General features: G+C 74.4%; 18 protein-coding genes. 3 read left to right on the plus strand and 15 right to left on the minus strand.

Features of this window, described 5'->3' with window-relative positions; translation table 11 throughout:
* Positions 1-39: 39 nt before the first annotated feature.
* From ftsZ to mraZ, 13 genes are all read right to left on the minus strand, one after another.
* Positions 40-1,278: a cell division protein FtsZ gene (gene ftsZ / locus HOQ23_RS01175; RefSeq protein ID WP_172211055.1), complete on the minus strand. Its 1,239-nt coding sequence runs from the start codon at positions 1,276-1,278 to the stop codon at positions 40-42.
* Positions 1,279-1,702: 424 nt separating this feature from the next.
* A complete protein-coding gene (locus HOQ23_RS01180; RefSeq protein ID WP_172211057.1) occupies positions 1,703-2,440 on the minus strand; it encodes an FtsQ-type POTRA domain-containing protein in 738 nt (245 codons plus the stop codon).
* Positions 2,433-3,860: a UDP-N-acetylmuramate--L-alanine ligase gene (gene murC / locus HOQ23_RS01185; protein WP_172211059.1), complete on the minus strand. Its 1,428-nt coding sequence runs from the start codon at positions 3,858-3,860 to the stop codon at positions 2,433-2,435. Before murC ends, HOQ23_RS01180 begins: the two co-directional genes overlap by 8 nt.
* Entirely contained in the window at positions 3,857-4,945 is a 1,089-nt protein-coding gene (murG, locus tag HOQ23_RS01190; protein ID WP_172211061.1) for an undecaprenyldiphospho-muramoylpentapeptide beta-N-acetylglucosaminyltransferase, read from the minus strand. Before murG ends, murC begins: the two co-directional genes overlap by 4 nt.
* 19 nt (positions 4,946-4,964) lie before the next feature.
* On the minus strand, positions 4,965-6,209 hold the full coding sequence (ftsW, locus tag HOQ23_RS01195; RefSeq protein WP_172211063.1) for a putative lipid II flippase FtsW: 1,245 nt from the start codon (positions 6,207-6,209) through the stop codon (positions 4,965-4,967).
* Positions 6,210-6,310: 101 nt separating this feature from the next.
* Positions 6,311-7,351 carry a hypothetical protein gene (locus HOQ23_RS01200; protein WP_172211065.1) on the minus strand — a complete coding sequence of 347 codons (1,041 nt, stop codon included), beginning with the start codon at positions 7,349-7,351 and terminating at the stop codon, positions 6,311-6,313.
* Positions 7,333-8,403, minus strand: a complete 1,071-nt coding sequence (gene mraY / locus HOQ23_RS01205; RefSeq protein ID WP_172211067.1) for a phospho-N-acetylmuramoyl-pentapeptide-transferase — start codon at positions 8,401-8,403, stop codon at positions 7,333-7,335. Before mraY ends, HOQ23_RS01200 begins: the two co-directional genes overlap by 19 nt.
* A gap of 148 nt (positions 8,404-8,551) precedes the next feature.
* Complete coding sequence (locus tag HOQ23_RS01210) at positions 8,552-10,096, minus strand: UDP-N-acetylmuramoyl-L-alanyl-D-glutamate--2,6-diaminopimelate ligase (RefSeq protein WP_367650319.1); 1,545 nt, start codon at positions 10,094-10,096, stop codon at positions 8,552-8,554.
* Between the two features lie 46 nt (positions 10,097-10,142).
* Entirely contained in the window at positions 10,143-11,873 is a 1,731-nt protein-coding gene (locus HOQ23_RS01215; RefSeq protein WP_367650320.1) for a peptidoglycan D,D-transpeptidase FtsI family protein, read from the minus strand.
* A 74-nt stretch (positions 11,874-11,947) separates the two neighbouring features.
* Complete coding sequence (locus HOQ23_RS01220; RefSeq protein WP_172211069.1) at positions 11,948-12,556, minus strand: hypothetical protein; 609 nt, start codon at positions 12,554-12,556, stop codon at positions 11,948-11,950.
* Entirely contained in the window at positions 12,553-13,542 is a 990-nt protein-coding gene (gene rsmH / locus HOQ23_RS01225) for a 16S rRNA (cytosine(1402)-N(4))-methyltransferase RsmH (RefSeq protein WP_172211071.1), read from the minus strand. The genes HOQ23_RS01220 and rsmH overlap by 4 nt, the downstream gene beginning before the upstream one ends.
* Before the next feature lie 7 nt (positions 13,543-13,549).
* The gene (locus tag HOQ23_RS01230; RefSeq protein ID WP_172211073.1) at positions 13,550-13,720 is read right to left on the minus strand and encodes a hypothetical protein; all 171 of its coding nucleotides are present in this window, start codon (positions 13,718-13,720) and stop codon (positions 13,550-13,552) included.
* A gap of 242 nt (positions 13,721-13,962) precedes the next feature.
* Positions 13,963-14,388: a division/cell wall cluster transcriptional repressor MraZ gene (gene mraZ / locus HOQ23_RS01235; protein ID WP_172211075.1), complete on the minus strand. Its 426-nt coding sequence runs from the start codon at positions 14,386-14,388 to the stop codon at positions 13,963-13,965.
* A gap of 445 nt (positions 14,389-14,833) precedes the next feature.
* Between mraZ and HOQ23_RS01240 the strand changes: the two genes are divergently transcribed.
* The 3 genes from HOQ23_RS01240 to HOQ23_RS01250 are packed head-to-tail and all read left to right on the plus strand — an operon-like array spanning position 14,834 to position 19,517.
* A complete protein-coding gene (locus HOQ23_RS01240) occupies positions 14,834-15,811 on the plus strand; it encodes a MoxR family ATPase (protein WP_172211077.1) in 978 nt (325 codons plus the stop codon).
* 14 nt (positions 15,812-15,825) lie between these two features.
* Entirely contained in the window at positions 15,826-17,136 is a 1,311-nt protein-coding gene (locus tag HOQ23_RS01245) for a DUF58 domain-containing protein (RefSeq protein WP_172211079.1), read from the plus strand.
* The gene (locus HOQ23_RS01250; protein WP_172211080.1) at positions 17,133-19,517 is read left to right on the plus strand and encodes a DUF3488 and transglutaminase-like domain-containing protein; all 2,385 of its coding nucleotides are present in this window, start codon (positions 17,133-17,135) and stop codon (positions 19,515-19,517) included. The genes HOQ23_RS01245 and HOQ23_RS01250 overlap by 4 nt, the downstream gene beginning before the upstream one ends.
* Positions 19,518-19,806: 289 nt before the next feature.
* Here HOQ23_RS01250 and HOQ23_RS01255 read toward each other — a convergent pair whose 3' ends face one another.
* Complete coding sequence (locus HOQ23_RS01255; protein WP_172211081.1) at positions 19,807-20,250, minus strand: DUF3040 domain-containing protein; 444 nt, start codon at positions 20,248-20,250, stop codon at positions 19,807-19,809.
* 141 nt (positions 20,251-20,391) lie between these two features.
* The gene (locus HOQ23_RS01260; protein ID WP_172211082.1) at positions 20,392-21,123 is read right to left on the minus strand and encodes a methyltransferase domain-containing protein; all 732 of its coding nucleotides are present in this window, start codon (positions 21,121-21,123) and stop codon (positions 20,392-20,394) included.
* Positions 21,124-21,162 lie beyond the last annotated feature (39 nt).

The raw sequence follows: 21,162 nt of genomic DNA on the forward strand, positions 1-21,162 counted from the left end.
AGGGGTCGTGGGCGAGCGGGGGTCCGGGCGGATCCGGACCTACTTCAAGAAGTCCGGGACGTCGAGGTCGTCGTCGTCGAACTGCACCTGCGGCGGAGCTTGGCGCGGCGCCGGGGGCTGGGTCGGCTGGGTGCCGCGGGGAGCCTGGCCGCCCTGGCCGCCCTGGGGAGCCTGGCCGCCCTGGGGAGCCTGGTTGGTCGGGGCCGGACGCAGCGGGGTGCCCTGGGCCGGGGCGGGACGCGCAGCAGCGGCAGCGGCGCGCGTCTCCTCCTGGGTCTGCTGGGGACGGGTCTCGCGGCGCAGCACGGTGCCCTCGTCGCGGCGCTTCGGCGTACCGCCGTCGAAGCCCGCCGCGATGACGGTCACCCGCACCTCGTCGCCGAGCGCGTCGTCGATGGTCGCACCGAAGATGATGTTGGCCTCGGGGTGGACGGCCTGGGCCACCAGCGCGGCGGCCTCGTTGATCTCGAACAGGCCGAGGTCGGAGCCGCCGGCGATGGAGAGCAGCACGCCGTGCGCGCCGTCGATCGAGGCCTCGAGAAGCGGGCTGGACACGGCCATCTCGGCCGCGGCGACGGAGCGGTCCTCGCCGCGGGCCGAGCCGATGCCCATCAGCGCGGAGCCGGCGTTGGCCATGACGGACTTGACGTCGGCGAAGTCGAGGTTGATCAGGCCCGGGGTGGTGATCAGGTCGGTGATGCCCGAGACGCCCTGGAGGAGCACCTGGTCGGCCTGCTTGAACGCGTCGAGCATCGAGACGTTGCGGTCGCTGATCGAGAGCAGCCGGTCGTTGGGGATCACGATGAGGGTGTCGACCTCCTCGCGCAGCGCGGCGATGCCCTCCTCGGCGGAGTTGGCCCGACGACGCCCCTCGAAGGCGAACGGACGGGTGACCACACCGATGGTCAGCGCGCCGAGCGAGCGGGCGATCCGCGCGACCACGGGCGCGCCACCGGTGCCGGTGCCGCCACCCTCGCCGGCCGTCACGAACACCATGTCGGCGCCCTTGAGGACCTCTTCGATCTCCTCGGAGTGGTCATCGGCGGCCTGCGCGCCCACGTCGGGGTTCGCGCCGGCACCGAGACCACGGGTGAGCTCGCGGCCGATGTCGAGCTTGACGTCGGCGTCGCTCATCAGCAGCGCCTGGGCGTCGGTGTTGATGGCGATGAACTCGACGCCCTTGAGCCCGACGTCGATCATCCGGTTGACGGCGTTGACGCCGCCACCACCGATGCCCACGACCTTGATGATGGCCAGGTAGTTCTGCGCTGCTGCCACGACGGCTTGCCTCTCGCTGATCGGGTCCGGTCTCCCGGACGGTCCGGATGACGGGTTGGGTGCTGGTGCGGTGCTGCTGGGGCCTGCTGGCTGGTGCTCGGTGCTGCTGGTGGTGCTGTGCGATGTCTCTGGGTCTGGGGTTCTGGGGGGTTCTGCTGGTGGTTCACGACTCGGGAGCGCCGTACTGTCCGGCGCAAACCCTGACCCTCAGGCTGAGGGTTATAGTTATGTCAACCTCGTCGTGGGGTCCACGGTAGGACGAACCCGCGCAGACGTCTGCATCGACACGCCCGGTCCGGTGCTGCTCCTGGCCTTCGGCCACTCAGGGCCGCGCTTTCGCCGCGACGAGCGCCGAATCGGCGCCACGAGAACCACTCGGCGCACCCGTACGAGCCGACTCGGCGAAGAACCGGGCGGGATCGGGTCAGGGGCGGACGGTGGGGCGGGCGGGGACGCTGACGTCGAAGACCGAGCCCTCCTGGTCGAGCAGGGCGGGGAGCACCTGGGCCTTGAGCTCGGTCTCCTCCGCGCTCCCCCAGACGATCTCGCGCTCGTCGCGGAGCACGAACGAGATCCGGTCGATGCTCTCCACCTCGACGTGGTCGACGGTGGCGGCGAGGTCCTCGGGGAGAGCGGCGACCACCGCCGCGCTCTCGCGCAGCGCCTCGGCGTCGATCCCGCTGGCGGCCTGCACCCGCGGCAGGTCGCCGGGGAGCTTGGGGTAGTCGCGGAACAGCACACCCTCGGCGTCCATGCCCCGCACCCGCCCGGAGAGCTCGACGACCGCGATCGCCGTCCGCTCCTCGACCTCGACCAGCACCCGGTCCGGCCACTGCCGGGTGACCTCGGCGTCCAGCACCGGCGCGAGGGCCTCGACGCGCGCCTCGACGGCGGCGAGGTCGACCGAGACCAGGGCCTGCCCGTCGGGCACGCGCGCCGCCTGCGTCACCGCCGCGGCGTCGAGCACCGACGTCCCGCGGACCTCGACCCCGCCCACCGACAGCCAGGAGGAGAACCACAGCGCCCACACCACGCCGACGACGGCGGCGAGCGCCGCCACGGCGGGGGCGATGCGCTTCCACGCCAACCAGCGCCGTCGCCACTGGCGACGGGCGAACCGGCGACGCGAGGCCTCCGCGTCGGAGAGGGCGCTCCTAGCCACCGGAGCCCAGCAGGTCCAGGACCATCGGTCCGACCTCGGTCACGCTGCCCGCGCCGAGGGTGAGCACGAGGTCGCCGGGACGGGCCCGGTCGGCCAGCTCGCGCGCGGCGCCGGCCAGGTCGGGCGCCTCGACGACGCGCCCGCGCTCGAGCGGTACGGCGTCGGCGACCAGCGCCGAGGTGACGGCCGGGTCGGCCTCCTCGCGGGCGAGGTGGACCGGCAGCACCACGACCTCGTCGGCCGCGCCCAGGGCCTCGCCCATCGCGGAGCCGAAGATGCGGGTGCGCGAGACCAGGTGGGGCTGGAAGGCCACGACCACGCGTCCCTCGCCGGCCACCGCGCGGGCGGCCTGGAGGTCCCCGGCGATCTCGACGGGGTGGTGGGCGTAGCTGTCGTAGACGCGGACGCCGGCGGCCTCGCCCTTGCGCTCCATCCGGCGACGGGTCCCGGCGAAGCCCTCCAGGCCGGCGCGCAGCCGGTCGAAGGCAAGCCCGAGGCGCAGGCCCACGGCGAGCGCGGCCAGGGCGTCGAGCACGTAGTGGCGCCCGGGGATCTGCAGCGTGACCCGGCCGAGCTCGGTGCCGCCGTCGAGGACGGTGAACGCGGAGGTGGTGCCGTCGAAGACCAGGTCGACCGCGCGGACGTCGGCCTCGGGCGACTCCCCCACCGTGACGACCTGGCGCCCGGCGCCCGCCGCGCGGGCGGCCAGGGCGGCGGCGCCCTCGTCGTCGACGACGCAGACCAGGAAGCCGTCGGGGTCGACGCGGTCGGCGAAGGTGTCGAACGCCGCGCGGTAGGCCTCCTCCGTCCCCCAGTTGTCGAGGTGGTCGGCCTCCACGTTGGTGACGATCGCGGCGTACGGCTCGTAGACCAGGAACGCGCCGTCGGACTCGTCGGCCTCGGCGACGAACAGGTCGCTGCTGCCCTCCTCGGCGTTGGTGCCGGTCTGGGCCAGCTCCCCGCCCACGGCGTACGTCGGGTCCGCGCCGGCGGCCTGGAGGGCCACGGTGAGCAGCGAGGTGGTGGTGGTCTTGCCGTGCGTGCCGGCGACCGCGAGCACCCGGCGCCCGGCCATCACGGCGCTCAGGGCCGCCGAGCGCGGCAGCACCCGCAGGCCCTGGGCGACGGCCTCGAGGTACTCGGGGTTGTCCTCGCGCACCGCCGTGGAGACGACCAGCGTGTCCACGGCGTGCTCCGGGCCGCGCAGGTGGGCGGCGTCGTGGCCGACGTGGACGCGGGCGCCGAGGTCGCGCAGCCGCTCCAGCGTGGGGCTGTCGACACCGTCGCTGCCGCTGACCGCGACGCCTCGGGCCAGCATCAGCCGGGCGATCGCGGACAGCCCGGCGCCGCCGATGCCGACGAAGTGGACGCGCCCGAGGCGCTCGGCGGGGAGCAGCTCGTCGGGGACCGGGACCCTCATCGCGCACCCCGCTCGGCGGCCTCGAGGACGATCCGGGCCAGCTTCTCGTCGGCGTCGCGCGGGATCAGGCCGGTGGCCGCGGCACTCATCGCCGCGAGCCGCACCGGGTCGGTGGCGAGGGCCGGGACATGCTCGGTCACCCACTCGGTGGTGAGGTCGCCGTCGGCGACCAGCAGCGCTCCCCCGGCCTCGACGACCGGGCGGGCGTTGTGCTCCTGCTCGCCGTTGCCGTGCGGCAGCGGCACGAAGATCGCGGGGACGCCGACGGCGGCGGCCTCGGTGACGCTGGAGGCGCCGGAGCGGCAGACCATCAGGTCGGCGGCGGCCAGCGCGTAGTCCATCCGGTCCACGAACGGCACGACGACGTACGGCGCACCGCCCTCGACCGTCGCCGGGGCGGCCTCGCCCTTGGGGCCGACGACGTGCAGCACCTGCACGCCCGCGGCGGCGAGGGCGGCGGCCGCGCCGGAGACCGACTGGTTCAGCCGGCGCGCGCCCTGGGAGCCGCCGGTCACCACGAGCGTGGGCCGGTCGAGGTCGAGGCCGAAGAACCTCCGCGCCTCGGCGCGCACCGCGGCCCGGTCGAGGGTCGAGATCATCCGGCGGATCGGCAGGCCGACGTACTCCGCCTTGGGCAGCGGGGTGTCGGGGAAGCTCACCGCCACGCGGCCGGCGACGCGGGCGCCGACCTTGTTGGCCAGGCCGGGCACGGCGTTCTGCTCGTGCACCACCAGCGGTACGCCGCGGCGGCGCGCCGCGAGGTAGGCCGGCATCGAGACGTAGCCGCCGTAGCCGACCACGACGTCGGGGCGGACCCGGTCGAAGACGTCGTGCGCGGCGCGGACCGCGGCGCGCAGCCGGCCGGGCACCCGGAGCAGGTCCATGCCGGGCTTGCGGGGCAGCGGCACCGGCGGCACCAGCTCGAGGGGGTAGCCGGCGGCGGGGACCACGGTGTTCTCGAGCCCGCGGGGGGTGCCCAGGCAGGTGATCTGCGTGGCGGGGTCGAGACGCCGCAGGGCGTCGGCGGTGGCGATCAGGGGCGAGGTGTGGCCGGCGGTGCCTCCGCCGGCGAGTAGGACGCGCATCGGGACCAACTCTAGGAAGTCATCGGTGCGAGAGCGTGGACAGACCCGCCGCACGGCCACGCTTGCGCTGGGAGAGAATGCGCGCCGCCGTGGGCTCACGCCGCGCGAAACCGATCAGCAGGCCGAGCGCGACCAGCGAGGGCACCAGCGCCGAGCCGCCGTAGGAGACCAGCGGCAGCGGGATGCCGATGACCGGCAGCAGCGCCAGGACCATGCCGACGTTGATGATCATCTGACCCAGCAGCCAGACCACGATGCCGAAGCTGGCGTAGCGCACGAACGGGTCGCGCGTCTCCCGGGCGACGCGCACCGCGGCATAGGCGATGGTGAGGAACAGGCCGACGACCAGCAGCGTGCCGATCAGGCCGAGCTCCTCGCCCAGCACGGCGAAGATGAAGTCGGTGTGGGCCTCCGGGAGGTCGCCCCACTTCTGCCGGCTGTAGCCGATGCCCTGGCCCAGCCAGCCTCCCGAGGAGAGCGCGTAGAGCCCGTGTGCCGGCTGCCAGCCCGCGTCGTGGAAGTCCTTGAAGGGGTCGGCGAAGTTGAGGATGCGCCCGACCCGCTCGGCGTCGGTGGTGGCGAGGGCGAGCACGATCGCGCCGAGCCCCAGGATGCAGATGGTGAAGAAGCGCCGCGGCGCTCCGGTGACGAAGAGCAGGCCGACCGCGATCGACATGAACACCAGCGCGGTGCCGAGGTCACGCCCGACGACCACCAGCGTCGTCGCGATGAACATGCCCGGCACGACCGGCACGATGATGTGCCGCAGCTGCCCGAGCCGGCGCTCCTTGTTGGCGTAGACGTGCGCGGCCCACAGCACCAGCGCCAGCTTGGCGATCTCGGAGGGCTGGATCACCAGCGGACCGAGCGCGAGCCAGTTCTTGTTGCCGTTGATCACGATGCCGAACAGCGCCGTGAGCAGCAGCAGCACGAGGGAGAAGACGTACGCCGGGAGGGTCAGCCCGCGGATCAGGCGCAGCGGCAACCGGCTGGCCAACCAGGCGACCGGCAGCGCGATCACGACCCACATCAGCTGGCGCTTGACCACCGCGTAGGAGTCGCCGTCGTGCATCTTGTAGCTGTAGACGCTCGAGGCGCTCAGCACCATGATCAGGCCGATGGTGAGCAGCAGCGCCGAGGCGCCCAGCAGCAGGTAGTACGGCGCGAGCGGGCTGTGCAGCGCGGCGCGCGCCGAGGCCAGCCAGCCGAGTCGCGAGGGTGACGGGGCGTCGTGCCCGTCTCGGGTCGGCGGATTCGTGGTCACGCTTCCCCTTCCGTGTCGGCCCTCGCGTGCCCCACCAGTCTCGTTTGCCGGGTGCCCGATAGACGGCAACCGGGCGTGCGTGTCGCCCCCGTGGGGGCCGCTCAGTCGCGCGGGGCGGCGCGCAGGCCGTCGCGCACGGCGGCGCGCGGTACGCCGACCGCGCGGGCGAGCGCCGCGGCCACGAGGGCGTTGCGCACCGCCGCGGGCTCCGCGGTGACGTCGCTCACCGGGAGGTCCGATAGCGTGCCGAGCTCGGCGGCGCTGGTGGCCCGCTCCTCGATGAAGGCGCGGTCGGCGACGAGGTCCTCGACGAGCCCGACCATCCCGACGCCGGGCATCCCGAGGGTGACCCCGATCGCCCGGGCGCCCTCGCGGACGTCGGCCTCGAGCACGAGCTCCTCGGTGCCGGGGTCGGCCACGGCGTAGACGCACGCGACGCGGACCTGGTCGTAGACACGGCCCATCGCGAGACGGTCGGCTTTCGCGCCGGGGCTGTCGGGCGCGGGGACGGCCAGCACCGCAGCGGAGTCCGCCTGCAGCCCGCCGGCCCCGCGGAGCTGGGCGGGGGTCAGGCCGACCGCGAGCACGTCGTACGCCTCGGGGTCCATGACCGCCTCGACGACCGGCAGCCCGCCCTCGCCCACGGCGAGCGAGCGCAGCCCGGCGGCGCGCAGGATCGCCTCGAGGACCCGCACGGTCTCGGCGGTGTCCGACGTGTCCCCGGGACCGGTGACGCACAGCCACGGCGTGTCCGAGCCAGACGCGCGCAGCCGCCAGGCCAGGTCGACCTCGCCCCACACGGGGACCCCGCGCTCGCGGGCCGCGGCCACCAGCGGGGTCGGGGCGGTCGGGTCACCCTGGACGACGAGCAGGTCGACGTCGTCGGGCAGCGTCGCGGTGCTGCCGGGCCCGAGGCGCACTCGGGCGCCGAGCACCTCCAGCAGCTCGGCGCGCTCGGTGCGCTCGGTGTCGCCGGGCTCCTCGTCGAGGGCGAGGACGTCGGCGCCGAGGTGGAGCAGGTTGTCGGCGGCTGCGAAGCCGCCGGGCCCGAAGCCCGCGACCACGGCCCGGACGCCCGCCCACGAGTCGTCGCGGCCGAGGGTGTCCAGCTCGGGGGTGTCCATCAGCTGCCGGCCACCCATTCGGCGTAGAAGATGCCCAGGCCGGTCGCCACGCACAGCCCGGTGATGATCCAGAACCGGATCACGACGGTGACCTGTTCCCAGCCGAGCATCTCGAAGTGGTGGTGGATGGGGGCCATCCGGAAGATCCGTTTGCCCCCGGTGGCCTTGAAGTAGCCGACCTGGAGCATCACCGAGAGGGTCTCCACCACGAAGATGCCGCCCAGCACGACGAGCAGCAGCTCGGTGCGGGTGAGGATCGCGAAGCCGGCCAGGGCGCTGCCGAGGGCGAGCGAGCCGGTGTCGCCCATGAAGATCTGCGCGGGCGAGGCGTTCCACCACAAGAACCCGAAGCAGGCGCCGGTGATGGCGGCGGCGATCACCGCGAGGTCGAGCGGGTCGCGCACCTCGTAGCACTTCGGGCCCGGTGCGGCGCCGCAGAACTGGTTGAACTGCCAGATGTTGACCAGCGTGTAGGCGCCGAACACCATCACGCAGGCGCCGGCCGCGAGGCCGTCGAGGCCGTCGGTGAGGTTCACGGCGTTGCTGAACCCCGCGACGAAGAGCCAGATCAGCACCAGCACCACGATGGCGGGCAGCGCGAACTGGTCGAGGTCGCGCAGGAAGGACAGGTGGCGCGAGGCCGGGGTCTCCCCGCGGGAGTCCTCCAGCCACGGCGAGATCGCCAAGGCGCCGAAGACCAGCGCGATGACGGTCTGCCCGACCATCTTGGCCTTGCTGCGCAGGCCCAGGCTGCGCTGCTTGTAGATCTTGATGAAGTCGTCGAGGAACCCGACCAGGCCCATCCCGACGAACAAGAAGAGCAGCAGCAGCCCGGAGGCCGAGGGCACGTCGCCGGTGAGCAGCTTGGCCGCGAAGTAGCCGATGACGGTGGCGAGGATGATCACCACGCCGCCCATCGTCGGCGTGCCGCGCTTGGTGTGGTGGCTCGTGGGTCCGTCGTCGCGGATCTCCTGGCCGTACCCGAGCTTGGTGAACTGCCTGATGGCCACCCGGGTGCCGAGCAGCGAGATCAACAGGGCCAGTGCCCCGCCGATCAGGATCGCTCTCATCGCTGCCTCTCACTTGCTGTCACTGCTGCATCTGCTGGACGTGCCGGTCGTGCGCGGCCGCGCCCGTCGGCGAAGGATTGTTCCGCATGGGCCGTCCGGGCCGGGGTCTGCCTCGCCGGTGCCCCGGGGATCGGCGGGGTGTCGTCGGTCATGTGCCGCCTCCCGGCGCGAGCAGCTCGCGCACCACGGTGCGGTCGTCGAAGGGGTGGACCACCCCGTGGACCTCCTGCCCCGTCTCGTGGCCCTTGCCGGCCACCAGCACGATGTCGCCGGGGCGGGCGCGCTCCAGGGCGGTCGCGATCGCCGCGCGGCGGTCGCCCACCTCGAGGACCTCGGCGCGCACCGGCCCGTGCTCGCCGGTGGTCCCGGCCAGCATCTGGGCGCGGATCTCCGCGGGGTCCTCGGTGCGGGGATTGTCGTCGGTGAGCACCAGGACGTCGGCGAGGCCGGCGGCGATGCCGGCCATGATCGGGCGCTTGCCGCGGTCGCGGTCCCCGCCGGCGCCGAGGACCACGATCACGCGCCCCTCGGTCAGCGGGCGCAGGGTGGCGATCGCGGCGGCGACCGCGTCGGGCTTGTGGGCGTAGTCGACGACGACCTCGAAGTCCTGTCCGGCGTCGACGCGCTCCAGGCGGCCCGGGACCCCGGCCCCGGCGGCGAGCGCCGTGGCGACCGCTGTCGGGTCGAAGCCCGCCTCGGCGCAGGCCGCGACGGCGGCGAGGGCGTTGGCGACGTTGAAGTCGCCGGGCAGCGGTACGCCGGCCGCGATGCGCAGCCCGTCCGGGCCCAGCACGGTGAACCGCGAGCCCGCGGCCTCGAGCTCGACGTCGACGGCGCGCCAGTCGGCGTCCGCCCCGGCCGCGGAGAAGGTGCGGACCGGGATGCCGGCCTCGTCGCGGAGGCGGCGGCCGTGCTCGTCGTCGACGTTGACCAGGCCGAGGCGGGCGCGCTCGGAGGTGAACAGCGACGCCTTCGCGGCGTAGTACTCCTCCACGGTGCCGTGGAAGTCGAGGTGGTCGCGGCCGAGGTTGAGGAAGACCGCGACATCGAAGACGACCCCGTCCACGCGGCCCATCACCAGCGCGTGGCTGGAGACCTCCATGGCGCACGCCGCGACGTCGCGCTCGCGCATCAGCGCGAACAGCCCGTGCAGGTCGGGTGCCTCGGGCGTGGTCAGCGTCGTGGGCACGTCGACCCCGGCGATCCGGGTCCCGACGGTGCCGACGACGCCGGCGCGCGTGCCGGAGCCCTCGAGGCCGCTCTCGGCGAGCCGGGTGGTGGTGGTCTTGCCCTGGGTGCCGGTGACCCCGATCATCCGCAGGTCGCGGGCGGGCTCGCCGTAGACGTGCGCGGCCAGCGCGCCGAGGAGGCCGCGCGGGTGCGCCACGACCAGGACCGGCAGGTCGGCGGGTGCGCGCTCGGCGCCGGCGGGGTCGGTCAGCACGGCGACCGCACCGGCGGCCGCCGCGTCGGCGGCGTAGTCGATGCCGTGGGCGCGTGCGCCCGGCAGGGCGGCGTACAGGTCGCCGGGGCGGACCCGCTGGCTGCTCAGCGAGACGCCGGTCACCGTGACGCCGTCGACGCCGCCCCGGACGGTGGCGGAGGGGTCGCGCTCGGCGCTCCAGCGGACCAGCTCCACGAGCTCGACAGGTGCCGGGTGGCGCGGCCGGGGGGTGGTGGTCGGGTCGCTCACCGGTCGAGATTACCGCCGGCAGGGGCCCCGCTCCGAGACGGGACCCTCACCACTCGACCGGCAGCTTCGACGGCTCGGCGCCCGTGGGCGGGACGCCGTAGCGGCGCAGCGTGAAGCTCATCAGCTTGGCGAACGCGGGTCCCGCGACCGAGCCGCCGCCACCACCGTTGCCGGGGTTCTTGACCACGACGTACACGGTGAAGCGGGGGTCGTCGGCGGGCGCGAAGCCGGCGAAGGAGACGTCGAAGGAGCCGTCGTAGCAGGCGCACTCCTCGCCCACCGCCTGCGCGGTGCCGGTCTTGCCGGCGACCCGGTAGCCGGGGACGGCGGCACCAGGGGCGACCCCGGCCTCGGGGTCCACGACCCGCTCCATCATGGCCGCGGTCTGGCGCGCGGCGCGCTCGCTCAGCACCCGTTCGGTCCTCGCCTGCTCGGTGCCGACGACGCTCCCGTCGTTCATCGTGGCCGAGCCCTCGATCAGGCTGGGGTCGACGCGGACCCCGCCGTTGGCGATGGTGTTGACCGCCGCCGCCATCTGCACGGCGTTGACCGAGAGGGCCTGGCCGAAGGCGATGCGGTCCTCGGTCTGGCTGGTCCACAGCGAGCCGGAGGGCAGGATGCCGGGCGATTCCCCCAGCACGCCGATCCCGGTGCGCCGGCCGAGGCCGAAGCGGGTCAGGTAGTCGCGCAGCTCGCCGTCGGCGAACTGGTCCGCGGCGAGCACGGTGCCGATGTTGGAGGACTTCGCGAGCACGCCGGCCAGCGTCAGCCGGATGGTGCCGTGGTCGAACCAGTCGCCGATCGGGCTGTCCTGCCGGTTCAGGACCGGCGGCACGGTGATCCGGGTGCGCGGGGTGACCTTGCCGGCGTCGATCAGGGCGCCGAGGGTCAGCACCTTCTGCACCGAGCCGGGCTCGTAGACGTCGGTCATCGCGCGCGAGATCCGGTCGCCCTTGGGTGCCTCGGCCGGCGCGTTGGCGTCGAACGTCGGGTGGTCGGCGACGGCGAGCAGGTCCCCGGTGCGCGAGTCCAGGACGACCGCGAAGCCGGAGTCGGCGCGCGAGTCCTCCACCGTCTGGCGCAGCACCCGCTGGGTGTACCACTGCAGGTCGCGGTCGATGGTCGTAGTGAGGTCGGCGCCGTCGACGGCGTCGACCTTGGTGCTGTCGGCCAGCGGGAGCCGGTTGCCGGCCCCGACCTGGTAGCGGGCGGAGCCGTCGGTGCCGGAGAGCTGGGCGTCGAAGGCGAGCTCGAGACCGGCCAGCGGCTGGTCGCCCTCCTCCGGGTCCGGGGTGCCGAGGAAGCCGACCAGGTTGGCCGCGACATCGCCGCCGGGGTAGGTGCGCACCGGGTCGCGGCGGACCGTGAGGCCGTCGAAGCCGCGCTCGCGCGCCACGTCCACCACGGTCTCCGCGCGAGCCGCGGGGACCTGGCGCGCGACGTACTCGAAGCGGCTGCCCTCGGCGCGCAGGCGCTCGAGGACCTTGAAGTAGTCCACGCCCAGCCGGTTGGCGAGCAGCTTGGCCAGCTCCGGGGCGTCCTCGGCGGTGAGGGCCGGGTCGGCGATGATCATCGAGCCCTCGACCGAGGTCGCGAGCGGCTCGCCGTTGCGGTCCAGGATGTCGCCGCGCTCGGCGGGCAGCACCACCTCGCGCAGCCCCTCGGCCAGCGCCATCGGCGCGTAGGAGTTGGGGTCGATGCCCTGCAGCTGCACCAGCCGGGCGCCGAAGACCGAGAGCACCATCGCGATCAGCACGAAGCCGATGCGCAGGCGCACCTGGGGCGAGCCGCGCGTGCTCCCACGGGGGCGCTGCTGCGGGGTACGACGCACTGGGTGATCTCCGGTCTCGGTCAGCGGCGGTTCTGGTCGTTCCTGGTCTTCCTATCGTCCCGGCGCTCGCGATCGCGGTTGCCCGCGCCGGTGTCGCCCGAACGCGTCCGGTCCCGGTCCCCGGTCCGGTCCTCGGCGGGGGGCGGCGGCGGGGGCGGCGCGAGGATCCCGGGCAGCGGGGGCGCCTTCGCGGTGATCCGCTCGCCGTCCTCCTCGGGCGTGGGGACGGCCTCGCCGCGCACGGTGCCGTCGGGGAGCAGGAACGCCGGCGCGACCGGCGTCCGCATGCCCTGGGCCCGGGCCGCGGTGGCCAGGCGCTGGGGGTCGCGCAGCTCCTCGAGCTCCGCGGTGAGCTCCTGCTCGCGCGCCAGCAGCGTGGCGGCGCGCCCCTCCAGCGTGGTGGTGGTGAAGGAGGTCTGCTGCATGGAGGTGTTGAACATCAGCAGCCCGACCACGCCACCGAGCATCAGCACGCTGATCAGCACCACGAACGGCAGCCGCGCCGCCCGTACCGCCTGGGCGCGCGGCACCACCGTGAGCCGGGCGCGCTCGACGGCCGCCTCGGCTATCCGGGGGACGCGGGAGCGGACCGCACCGGGCGGCCGCGGGTCTGCTGCGGGACTGCTCATGACACCACTCCGGGGGAAGACGGGTGAACGCGTTCGACGGCCCGCAGGCGCACGGACGCGGCGCGGGGGTTCTGGGCGGTCTCGTCCGCGTCGGCCTTCTCGGCGCCGCGGGTGACCTGGCGGAACGGCGGCTCGCTGCCGGCCGGGACGAACGGGAGGTCCGGCGGGACCTCGCTGCGGGTGACCGCGGTGAAGGCCTGCTTGACCAGCCGGTCCTCCAGGGAGTGGTAGGACTCCACGACCACGCGGCCGCCGACCCCGACCACGCCGAGGGCGGCGGGCATGGCGCGGCGCAGCACCGCGAGCTCGTCGTTGACCTCCATGCGCAGCGCCTGGAAGGTGCGCTTCGCGGGGTGCCCCCCGGTACGCCGCGCGGGCGCCGGGATCTCGGCGTACAGCAGCTCCACGAGGCGCCCGGAGCGGGAGAACGGCTCCTTCTCGCGCTCGCGGACCACGGCGGCGGCGATCTTCTTGGCGAACTTCTCCTCGCCGTAGTCGCGCAGCACGCGGGTCAGCTCGCCGTGGCTGTAGGTGTTGAGCACGTCGGCGGCGGTGGGGCCGGTGGTGCCGTCCATCCGCATGTCCAGCGGCGCGTCCTCGGCGTAGGCGAAGCCGCGCTCGCGCACGTCGAGCTGCATGGAGGAGACGCCGAGGTCGAACAGGACCGCGTCGACGTGGTCCAGGCCGAGCTCCTCGACCACCTCGGCGATCTCGTCGTACACCGCGTGCACGCCGACGAAGCGGTCGCCGTACGGCGCGAGGCGGGCGCGGGCGAGGTCGAGGGCCGCGGGGTCGCGGTCGATGCCGACGACGCGCACGCGGTCCAGGCGCTCCAGGACGGCCTCGGTGTGTCCGCCGAGGCCGAGGGTGCAGTCGACGAGGACCGTGCGCCCGTCGGGGGCGGCACCGTCGGCGCGCTCGAGCGCGGGGGCGAGGAGGGAGACGACCCGGTCCAGGAGGACGGGGACGTGGCGCGGGCTGGCCATCGCGTCCTCAGCCGAGCCGGGACAGGACGAGGAGGGCGAGGGCCACGCCGACCGAGACGGTCGCGGAGAAGGCCATCAGGGCGACGACGTCACGCGCCTGCTCACGGACCCGCCGCGGCGGCCCGTCAGCACCGCGCGCGGACCTGAGGTCCGTGTGGGTGAAGGGAGTGCTGCTCATCGGATCGACCCCGCTCGAGTGCGCCTGCTGGTGAGTGCTGTGGTGGGTGGTGCTGGTGGTGGTGAGGGGTGGGGCACGTGGCCCGGGAACGGCTACGCAGGACCAGGTCCCTGCCCGCTCCCCTCCTGGGGAAGGCGCTCCGTCTGGAACCGGGGAAGTGATCCCAGAGGGGGCTGCGGGGAGCGGGCACGAGACCTCGTCCTGCGTCGTCCGTTGTGCAGTTGTGGCGCTGCGGGTCCTGCTCAGTCCTGCGGCTGCTCGTCGAGCTCGGCGAACTTCTGCTGTGCGCCGCTGGAGTACTCCGCCCAGCGGGCGGGGTCCCAGATCTCGATGCGGTCCATGACGCCGATCACGACGACCTCCTTGTCGAGGCCGGCGTAGTCCCGCAGGTTCGCGGGGATGCCGATGCGTCCCTGCTTGTCCAGCGACCCCTCGTCCGCGCCGGCGAAGAGGATGCGCGCGTACTCACGTGCGCTCTTCACCGTCAACGGGGTCGACCGGGCCCGCTGGGCCTCCTCCATGAAGACGTCCGTGGGCCACACGACCAGGCAGTTCTCCTGTCCCTGCGTGACCACGAGCCCCTCCGCGAGTCGGTCCCTGAACTTCGCCGGGAGGAAGAGCCGGCCCTTGTCGTCGAGCTTCGGCGTGTAGGTGCCCATGAAGAACATCGGGCACCTCCCAGGGTCGACCTCTCCTCCACTTCGCTCCACTTTACTCCACAATCCCCCACGGTCAACCACGCCGAGGACGTGCGCCCCGCGTTTGCGCAGGTCGCAGGCGGGGTCGGGCCTCGGACGGAGACCTGCAGCGTCGGCGCGTCGGGCGCGCCGCTCGTCGTACGCCGTGGGGCGCGGCGACCCCGCATCTGGGGTGTTTCCGCAGGTCAGAGCGGATGTGTGCCGGTCGCGCCCGCCGCAGAGGTGTCCCGGTGGGGAGCGGTGGTGGGGCGTGGTGGAGGACGGACCGGCGCGGGTGGGGCGTGGTGGGGAGCGGGGGCGGGCGGTGGGGCACCGGACTGCTCCAGTCCGGCCGCAGCGCCCCGTCGGTTGCCGTGACGGCCTACGGTGGTGACACCGCGGAGTGCGGCTGGCCACAGGCAGGGAGAGAGCGCACGTGAGCGACCCGACTCCGGCAGGAGCCGATCTCGAGACGCTGGCGCGGGTGGTCGCCCGGGTCCGGGGCAACATCGAGCGCGTCATCGAGGGCAAGCCCGACGTGGTGACCGCCGCGATCGTGGTGCTGCTCGCCGAGGGGCACCTCCTGATCGAGGACGTCCCCGGCGTGGGCAAGACGATGCTGAGCAAGGCGCTCGCCCGCAGCATCGACTCGACCGTGCGCCGCATCCAGTTCACCCCGGACCTGCTGCCCTCCGACGTGACCGGGGTGTCGATCTTCAACCAGGACACCCGGCAGTTCGAGTTCCGCCCCGGCGGGATCTTCGCCAACATCGTGGTCGGCGACGAGATCAACCGCGCGTCGCCGAAGACCCAGTCGGCGCTGCTGGAGTGCATGGAGGAGCGCCAGGTCACCGTCGACACCACGACGTACCACCTGGAGTCGCCGTTCATGGTGATCGCGACCCAGAACCCGGTCGAGATGGAGGGCACCTACGCGCTGCCCGAGGCCCAGCGCGACCGGTTCATGGCGCGCGTCGCCGTCGGCTACCCGGTCGAGGCCGCCGAGATCGCGATGATCGCCAGCCACACCGGCCCCAGCCCCCTGGACGACCTCGAGGCGGTCACCGACGCCGCCGAGGTCCGCAAGCTGACCGGCATCGTCGGGCAGGTGCACGTCTCCCCCGCCGTCCAGCGCTACACCGTCGCGCTGGTGAGCGCCACCCGGCGCAGCAACGACCTCGCCCTCGGCGCCTCCCCGCGAGCGACCCTGCACTTGGTGCGCGCGGCCAAGGCGTACGCCGCGATCAACGGGCGTGACTACGTGCTGCCCGACGACGTGCGGGTGCTCGCCCAGCCCGTGCTGGCCCACCGGCTGCTGCCCGGTGTGGAGGCCGCGATGAGCGGGCGGACGACCGCCACCATCCTCGACGCCCTGGTCGCCTCCGTGCCGGTGCCCGACCCGAGCGCGGGCTGACGGGGAGACACGCCATGCGCGAGGCACTGGCCGGTCTGACGACCCGGGGACGAGCGTTCGTCGCCGCGGGTGTCACCGCGATCGTCTGCGCGATGCTGCTCGACCAGACCACGCTGACCCGCGTCGGCGTGCTCGTCCTCGTCCTGCCCCTCGTCACGGCCTGGCTCGTGGGGCGCTCGCGCTACCAGCTCTCGCTGGTCCGCACCGTGACCCCGCAGCTGGTGACCGCGGGCCAGCCCGCGCGGGTGACGCTGACCCTGGCCAACGAGGGCCGCACCCCCAACGGCGTGCTCATGCTCGAGGACCAGCTCCCCTACGTCCTCGGCTCCCGGCCGCGCTTCGTGCTCGAGGGCGTCGGCCCGGGCTGGCGGCGCCAGGTCGGTTACCAGGTCCGCTCCGACGTGCGGGGCCGCTTCGAGCTCGGCCCGATGCGGGTCCGGGTCAGCGACCCGTTCGGCCTCGTCGAGGTCGAGCGCGCCTTCCAGACCTCGGTGCCCCTCACCGTCACCCCGCGCACCGTGCCGCTGCCGGCCATCCCGCTCGGCGGCGCCTGGACCGGCTCGGGCGACAACCGGCCGCGGGCCTTCGCGACCGGGTCCGCGGAGGACGTCACGGTCCGCGAGTACCGCCGCGGCGACGACCTGCGCCGCGTGCACTGGCGCAGCTCGGCGCGGATGGGCGAGCTGATGGTGCGACGCGAGGAGCAGCCCTGGCAGTCGCGGGCGACGCTCTTCGTGGACAACCGGGCGGTGGCGCACCGCGGCCAGGGCGTGGCGTCCTCGCTGGAGGCCGCCGTCACCGCCGCCGCCTCGATCGCGGTCCACCTGGGGCACCGCGGGTTCACCGTGCGCCTGGTCACCGCCACCGGCGAGGAGGCCGGCGGCTCCTGGCACACGCGCGACGCCGAGCTCAGCAGCCGGGCGCTGCTCGAGGCGCTCGCGGTCCTCGAGGCCGTGCCGACGCCGCGCATCGACTCCGGGTGGCTCACCGAGCACGGCACCGGCGGCCTCACGGTGGCCGTGCTGGGCGCGGTCTCCCCCACCGACGCGCCGGTCCTGCGCCGCATGCACCACCACGCCGGCGCCGCGCTCGCCGTCGCCCTCGACGTGGACGCCTGGGCCGCCGCCGGGCGCGACCCGGAGGCTCCTCGCGGCGGGCGCGTCGCCCCCGGCGGCGACAGCGCCGCTCCCGTGCTCTCCCAGCAGGGCTGGCGCGCCGTGCCGCTGCGTCCCCGCGACCGCCTCGACGCGGCCTGGCAGGAGCTGGCGCGGGCCGGCTCCACGCGCAGCGTCGGAGGCACGACGTACACCGGGAGCGGGCGGTGAGCGCCCCGCGCCGGACCTCGGGCGCCGCGCTGCTCCTCGCCGTCGTGGCGGCCGGGACGGCGTGGCTCTCGATGCTGTCGTGGTCGGGCCTGGCGGTCGACGCGGCGGCGTACCTGCGTCCGCTGCTGCTGATCGGCGTCGCCGTCGTCGCGACCGGCGCGCTCGCGCGCCACCTGCGGGCGCCCGCGCTCGTCGTGGTCGGCGCCCAGCTGATCGTGGCCGGCGGGGCGGTCAGCCTCGTGGTCATCGGGTCGCCGCTCCCCCTGGGGTCCGGGTGGGCCGACCTGAGCGCGGCGTTCCGCGCCGCGGGCGACACCGCCCGCCTCTACGCCGCACCGGTGCCGCGCGACGTGCCCCCGATCGACCCTCTGCTGCTCGCCGGCGGCGCCGGCTGCCTGGTCCTCGTCGATCTGCTCGCGTGCACGCTGCGGCGCGTCGCGCTCGCCGGCCTGCCGTTGTTGGCCGTGCAGAGCGTGCCGACGAGCCTGCTCGCGACCGGACCGACCTGGTGGGTGTTCCTGCTCAGCGCAGCCGGGTTCCTGCTCCTGCTGTTCCTCGACCAGGACGCTCGGGTGGCCCGCTGGGGCCGTCCGCTCGACGCCGCCGCCGGGCCCGAGCAGGGCGCCCTCGTGCGACCCGGTGCCATGCGGGCCGGGGCGGGCACGGTCGGCGCCGTGTCGGTCGGTGTGGCGCTCGCGCTGCCGCTCGTGATCCCCAGCGCCGACCTGGACCTGCTGGGCGCCGGCCGCGGCGGGTCCGGCGGCAGCGAGATCACCCTCGACAACCCGATGGCGGACCTGACCCGCGACCTGATCCGCGGCGAGGACTTCCCGCTGCTGCGGGTGCGGACCACCGACCGCGACCCCTCCTACCTGCGCATCGCCGTGCTCAACCGGTTCTCCTCCAACGAGTGGAGCTCCGGGGACCGCGAGATCCCCGTCGACCAGCTCCCCCAGGGCGACCTGCCCGACCTCCAGGGCGTCTCCGCCGACGTGGAGCGTGTCGAGCACAACTACGCCGTCGAGGTCACCTACGAGTTCGACTCGACCTGGCTGCCGACGCAGGCGCCGGTGTCGTCGATCCTCGCCGAGGGCGACTGGCGCTACGACGTCTCGACGATGGACTTCATCGCCGGCGAGGAGGACCTGACCACCGCGGGGCTGAGCTACGAGATGACCGCCGTCGACCTGACCCGGGTGCCCGAGGACATGGTCGCCGCGCCGTCCGGTGCGGGCATGGTCGACGAGCAGTTCCTCGACCTCCCGCTCGGGCTCTCCCCCGTCGTCGACCAGCTCGCGACCAGCGTCACCGCGGGTGCGCGCTCGCCGTACGAGAAGGCGGTGGCGCTGCAGAACTGGTTCCGCAGCGAGGGCAACTTCACCTACTCCACCGACGTCGAGCCGGGCAACGGCAGCGACGACCTCCAGCAGTTCCTCGTCGAGGACCGCCGCGGCTACTGCGAGCAGTTCGCCGCCGCGATGGCCGTGATGGCGCGCAGCATCGGCATCCCGGCGCGGGTGGCCGTGGGGTTCCTGCGCCCGGACCGGGTGGACGCGCAGACCTGGGAGTACAGCACCTGGGACCTGCACGCCTGGCCCGAGCTGTTCGTGCCCGGCTCCGGCTGGGTGGCCTTCGAGCCGACGCCGCCGGACCGGGCGGCCGACGTCCCGGCCTACACGCGCATCGACGTGGACGAGGGCGCGGAGCCCCTGCTGCCCTCCGACAGCGCGCAGCCCGACCAGGGCGACCTGCCCCGGCGTGCCGAGCGTGCCCCGGCCCCGACGCCCACGGAGGAGGCCCCGTCGGCGGTCGCCGGGGACCTCGACACCTCGTGGGCCCCGTGGGTCGCGACCGGCGCCGGGCTGGTGCTCCTCGCCGGCAGCCTGCTGGTGCCCGGCGCCGTACGCCGGGCGCGGCGCCAGCGGCGCCTGCGCGGCGGGCCCGAGGAGATCTGGTCGGAGCTGCGCGACACCGCGCTCGACCTGGGGATCGCGTGGGACGAGCGGCGCTCCCCACGCCAGCTGCGCCTGGTGCTGCTGGACCGGCTCGGCAACCCGGGCGGCCCGGACGCCGACGAGCGGCCGCGGCACGGCCCGCAGGTCGCCCCCGAAGCCGCGGCCGCGCTGGACGGCGTGGTCCGGGCGGTCGAGCACAGCCGCTACGCCCGGCCAGGCACCCCGGTCGCCGGGGTCCGCGCGGATGCCGAGACCTGCCTGGCCGCGCTCGAGAACGGCGCGCCCCGCAACGCCCGGCGTCGCGCCGCCTGGTGGCCGCGCACGGTCTTCACCCGTCGTACCACCGCCGCGCCCGCTCCCCGCCCCGGCGACCCGCCCACCACCTCCGGCCAGGGCCGCGACGACCTCGTCGACCACGTCCGCTGATCTCTCGCATCTCCGCGAGTCGGCGCTTCTGGTTGCCCGAGTCGGCGCTTGTGGTTGCCCGAGTCGGCGCTTCTGGTGGACCTGTCCCCAGTCAGCTGGGGAGAAGCCCGCCACAGGCGCCGAGTCAGCGCACCACAAGAGCCGACTCGCCGCGCCACAAGGGCCGACTCGCCGCACCACAAGCGCCGACTCGGCGCGGGCGGGGGTGGGAGATACGCGGGCGCGGTCGTGAGCCACAGCCTCCGGGCGCGGGACGGAAGGCGTCCCGGGTGGGCCGGAGGGGGGTGGGTCAGAAGCCGCCGTTCTCCTCGCGGCGACGGCGCCACCGCTCCTCGGCCCGCTCCATCATGGAGCCGGCGTTGCGACGCGGGCGGCGGGTGCGACCGCGCTTGCCGCCCTCGATGACCGTGAAGCCACCACGCGAGGGGTGACCGGCGGTACGCGCGTCGGCGGCAGCGGCGGCCTGCTGGCCGCGCACGGCATTGAGCCCGATGGTGGCCGAGCCCAGCATCACCACGAAGCCGACGACGCCGATCGCCCACTGCTGGGCCACGGCGCCGGTCATCAGCAGCGCGATGCCGACCACGAACACACAGCCCGCGACGACCGCTCGACGGCGGGCGGAACGACGAATCGAGGTGCCACGCAGTGTCGAGGCGAACTTGGGGTCCTCCTCGACGAGGGCACGCTCCATCTGCTCGAGTAGCCGCAGCTCCTCTTCAGAGAGTGGCACCGGATCCTCCCACTGTCGTGCTGACCAGCCGATCCTGATGGATGGCCCCTGCCGCAAGTCTAGGCAGGTGATCCCCAACGCGGTACCCGTGGCGGTCAAATCTCATGGCCGCCACCCGACGGGGTGCTCGAGCCGGCGCATTCAGCGCGCCAGGACGTGCAGCTGGGTGGCCAACGGGAGGAACTCCGCGCGGCCGGCGACGGCGTGCTCGAGCTCGACCAGCGCGGCGCTGGCGCCGGGCTCGGAGTCGACGAGCGCACCCGGGACGAGGTCGGCGAACACGCGTACGCCGTGGACCTGGGCGACCTCGAAGCCGGCGGCGACCAACAGCGCCTCGACCTCGTCACGCGTGACGCGACGCCCCGCCCGCCCGGCGGGAGCGGTGTCGTCGAGGGCGGCCAGCGCCTGGCCGAAGTGGCCGGCCATCGCGCGGGCGACGACGGCGGCGTAGCGCTGGGCGACGAGCAGGCTGAGGGTGCCCCCGGGGCGCAGCACCTCACGGATCGTGGCCAGGGCGGCGGCCGGGTCGTCGACGACCTCGAGCACGCCGTGGCACAGGACCACGTCGGCCGAGGCACGGCCCGGCACGTCCAGGAGGGTGCCGACGTCGCCCTGGTGGCCGGTGACCTGCACGTCGAGCTCGCGGGCGCGGCGATCGAGGGAGGCGAGCGCGTCGGGGCTGGGGTCGACCACGGTGACGCGGTGGCCCAGCTCGGCCGCGCGGACCGCCGAGACGCCGGTGCCGCCGCCGAGGTCGAGGACGTCGCACGGGCCGGCGTCCAGCACCGGGCGCAGCGCGCCCCACACGACGGAGGTCCGAGCGGCCGCCCGCCGCTCGCTGGGCTTGTCCGTGAACGGGTCGCTGCTGGGCATGCGTCCACCCTAGGGCCTCCCGATCCGGCGGCGGCGCGC

It is taken from the genome of Nocardioides sp. zg-DK7169 (genome assembly GCF_013155365.1).
Taxonomy (GTDB): Bacteria; Actinomycetota; Actinomycetes; order Propionibacteriales; family Nocardioidaceae; genus Nocardioides.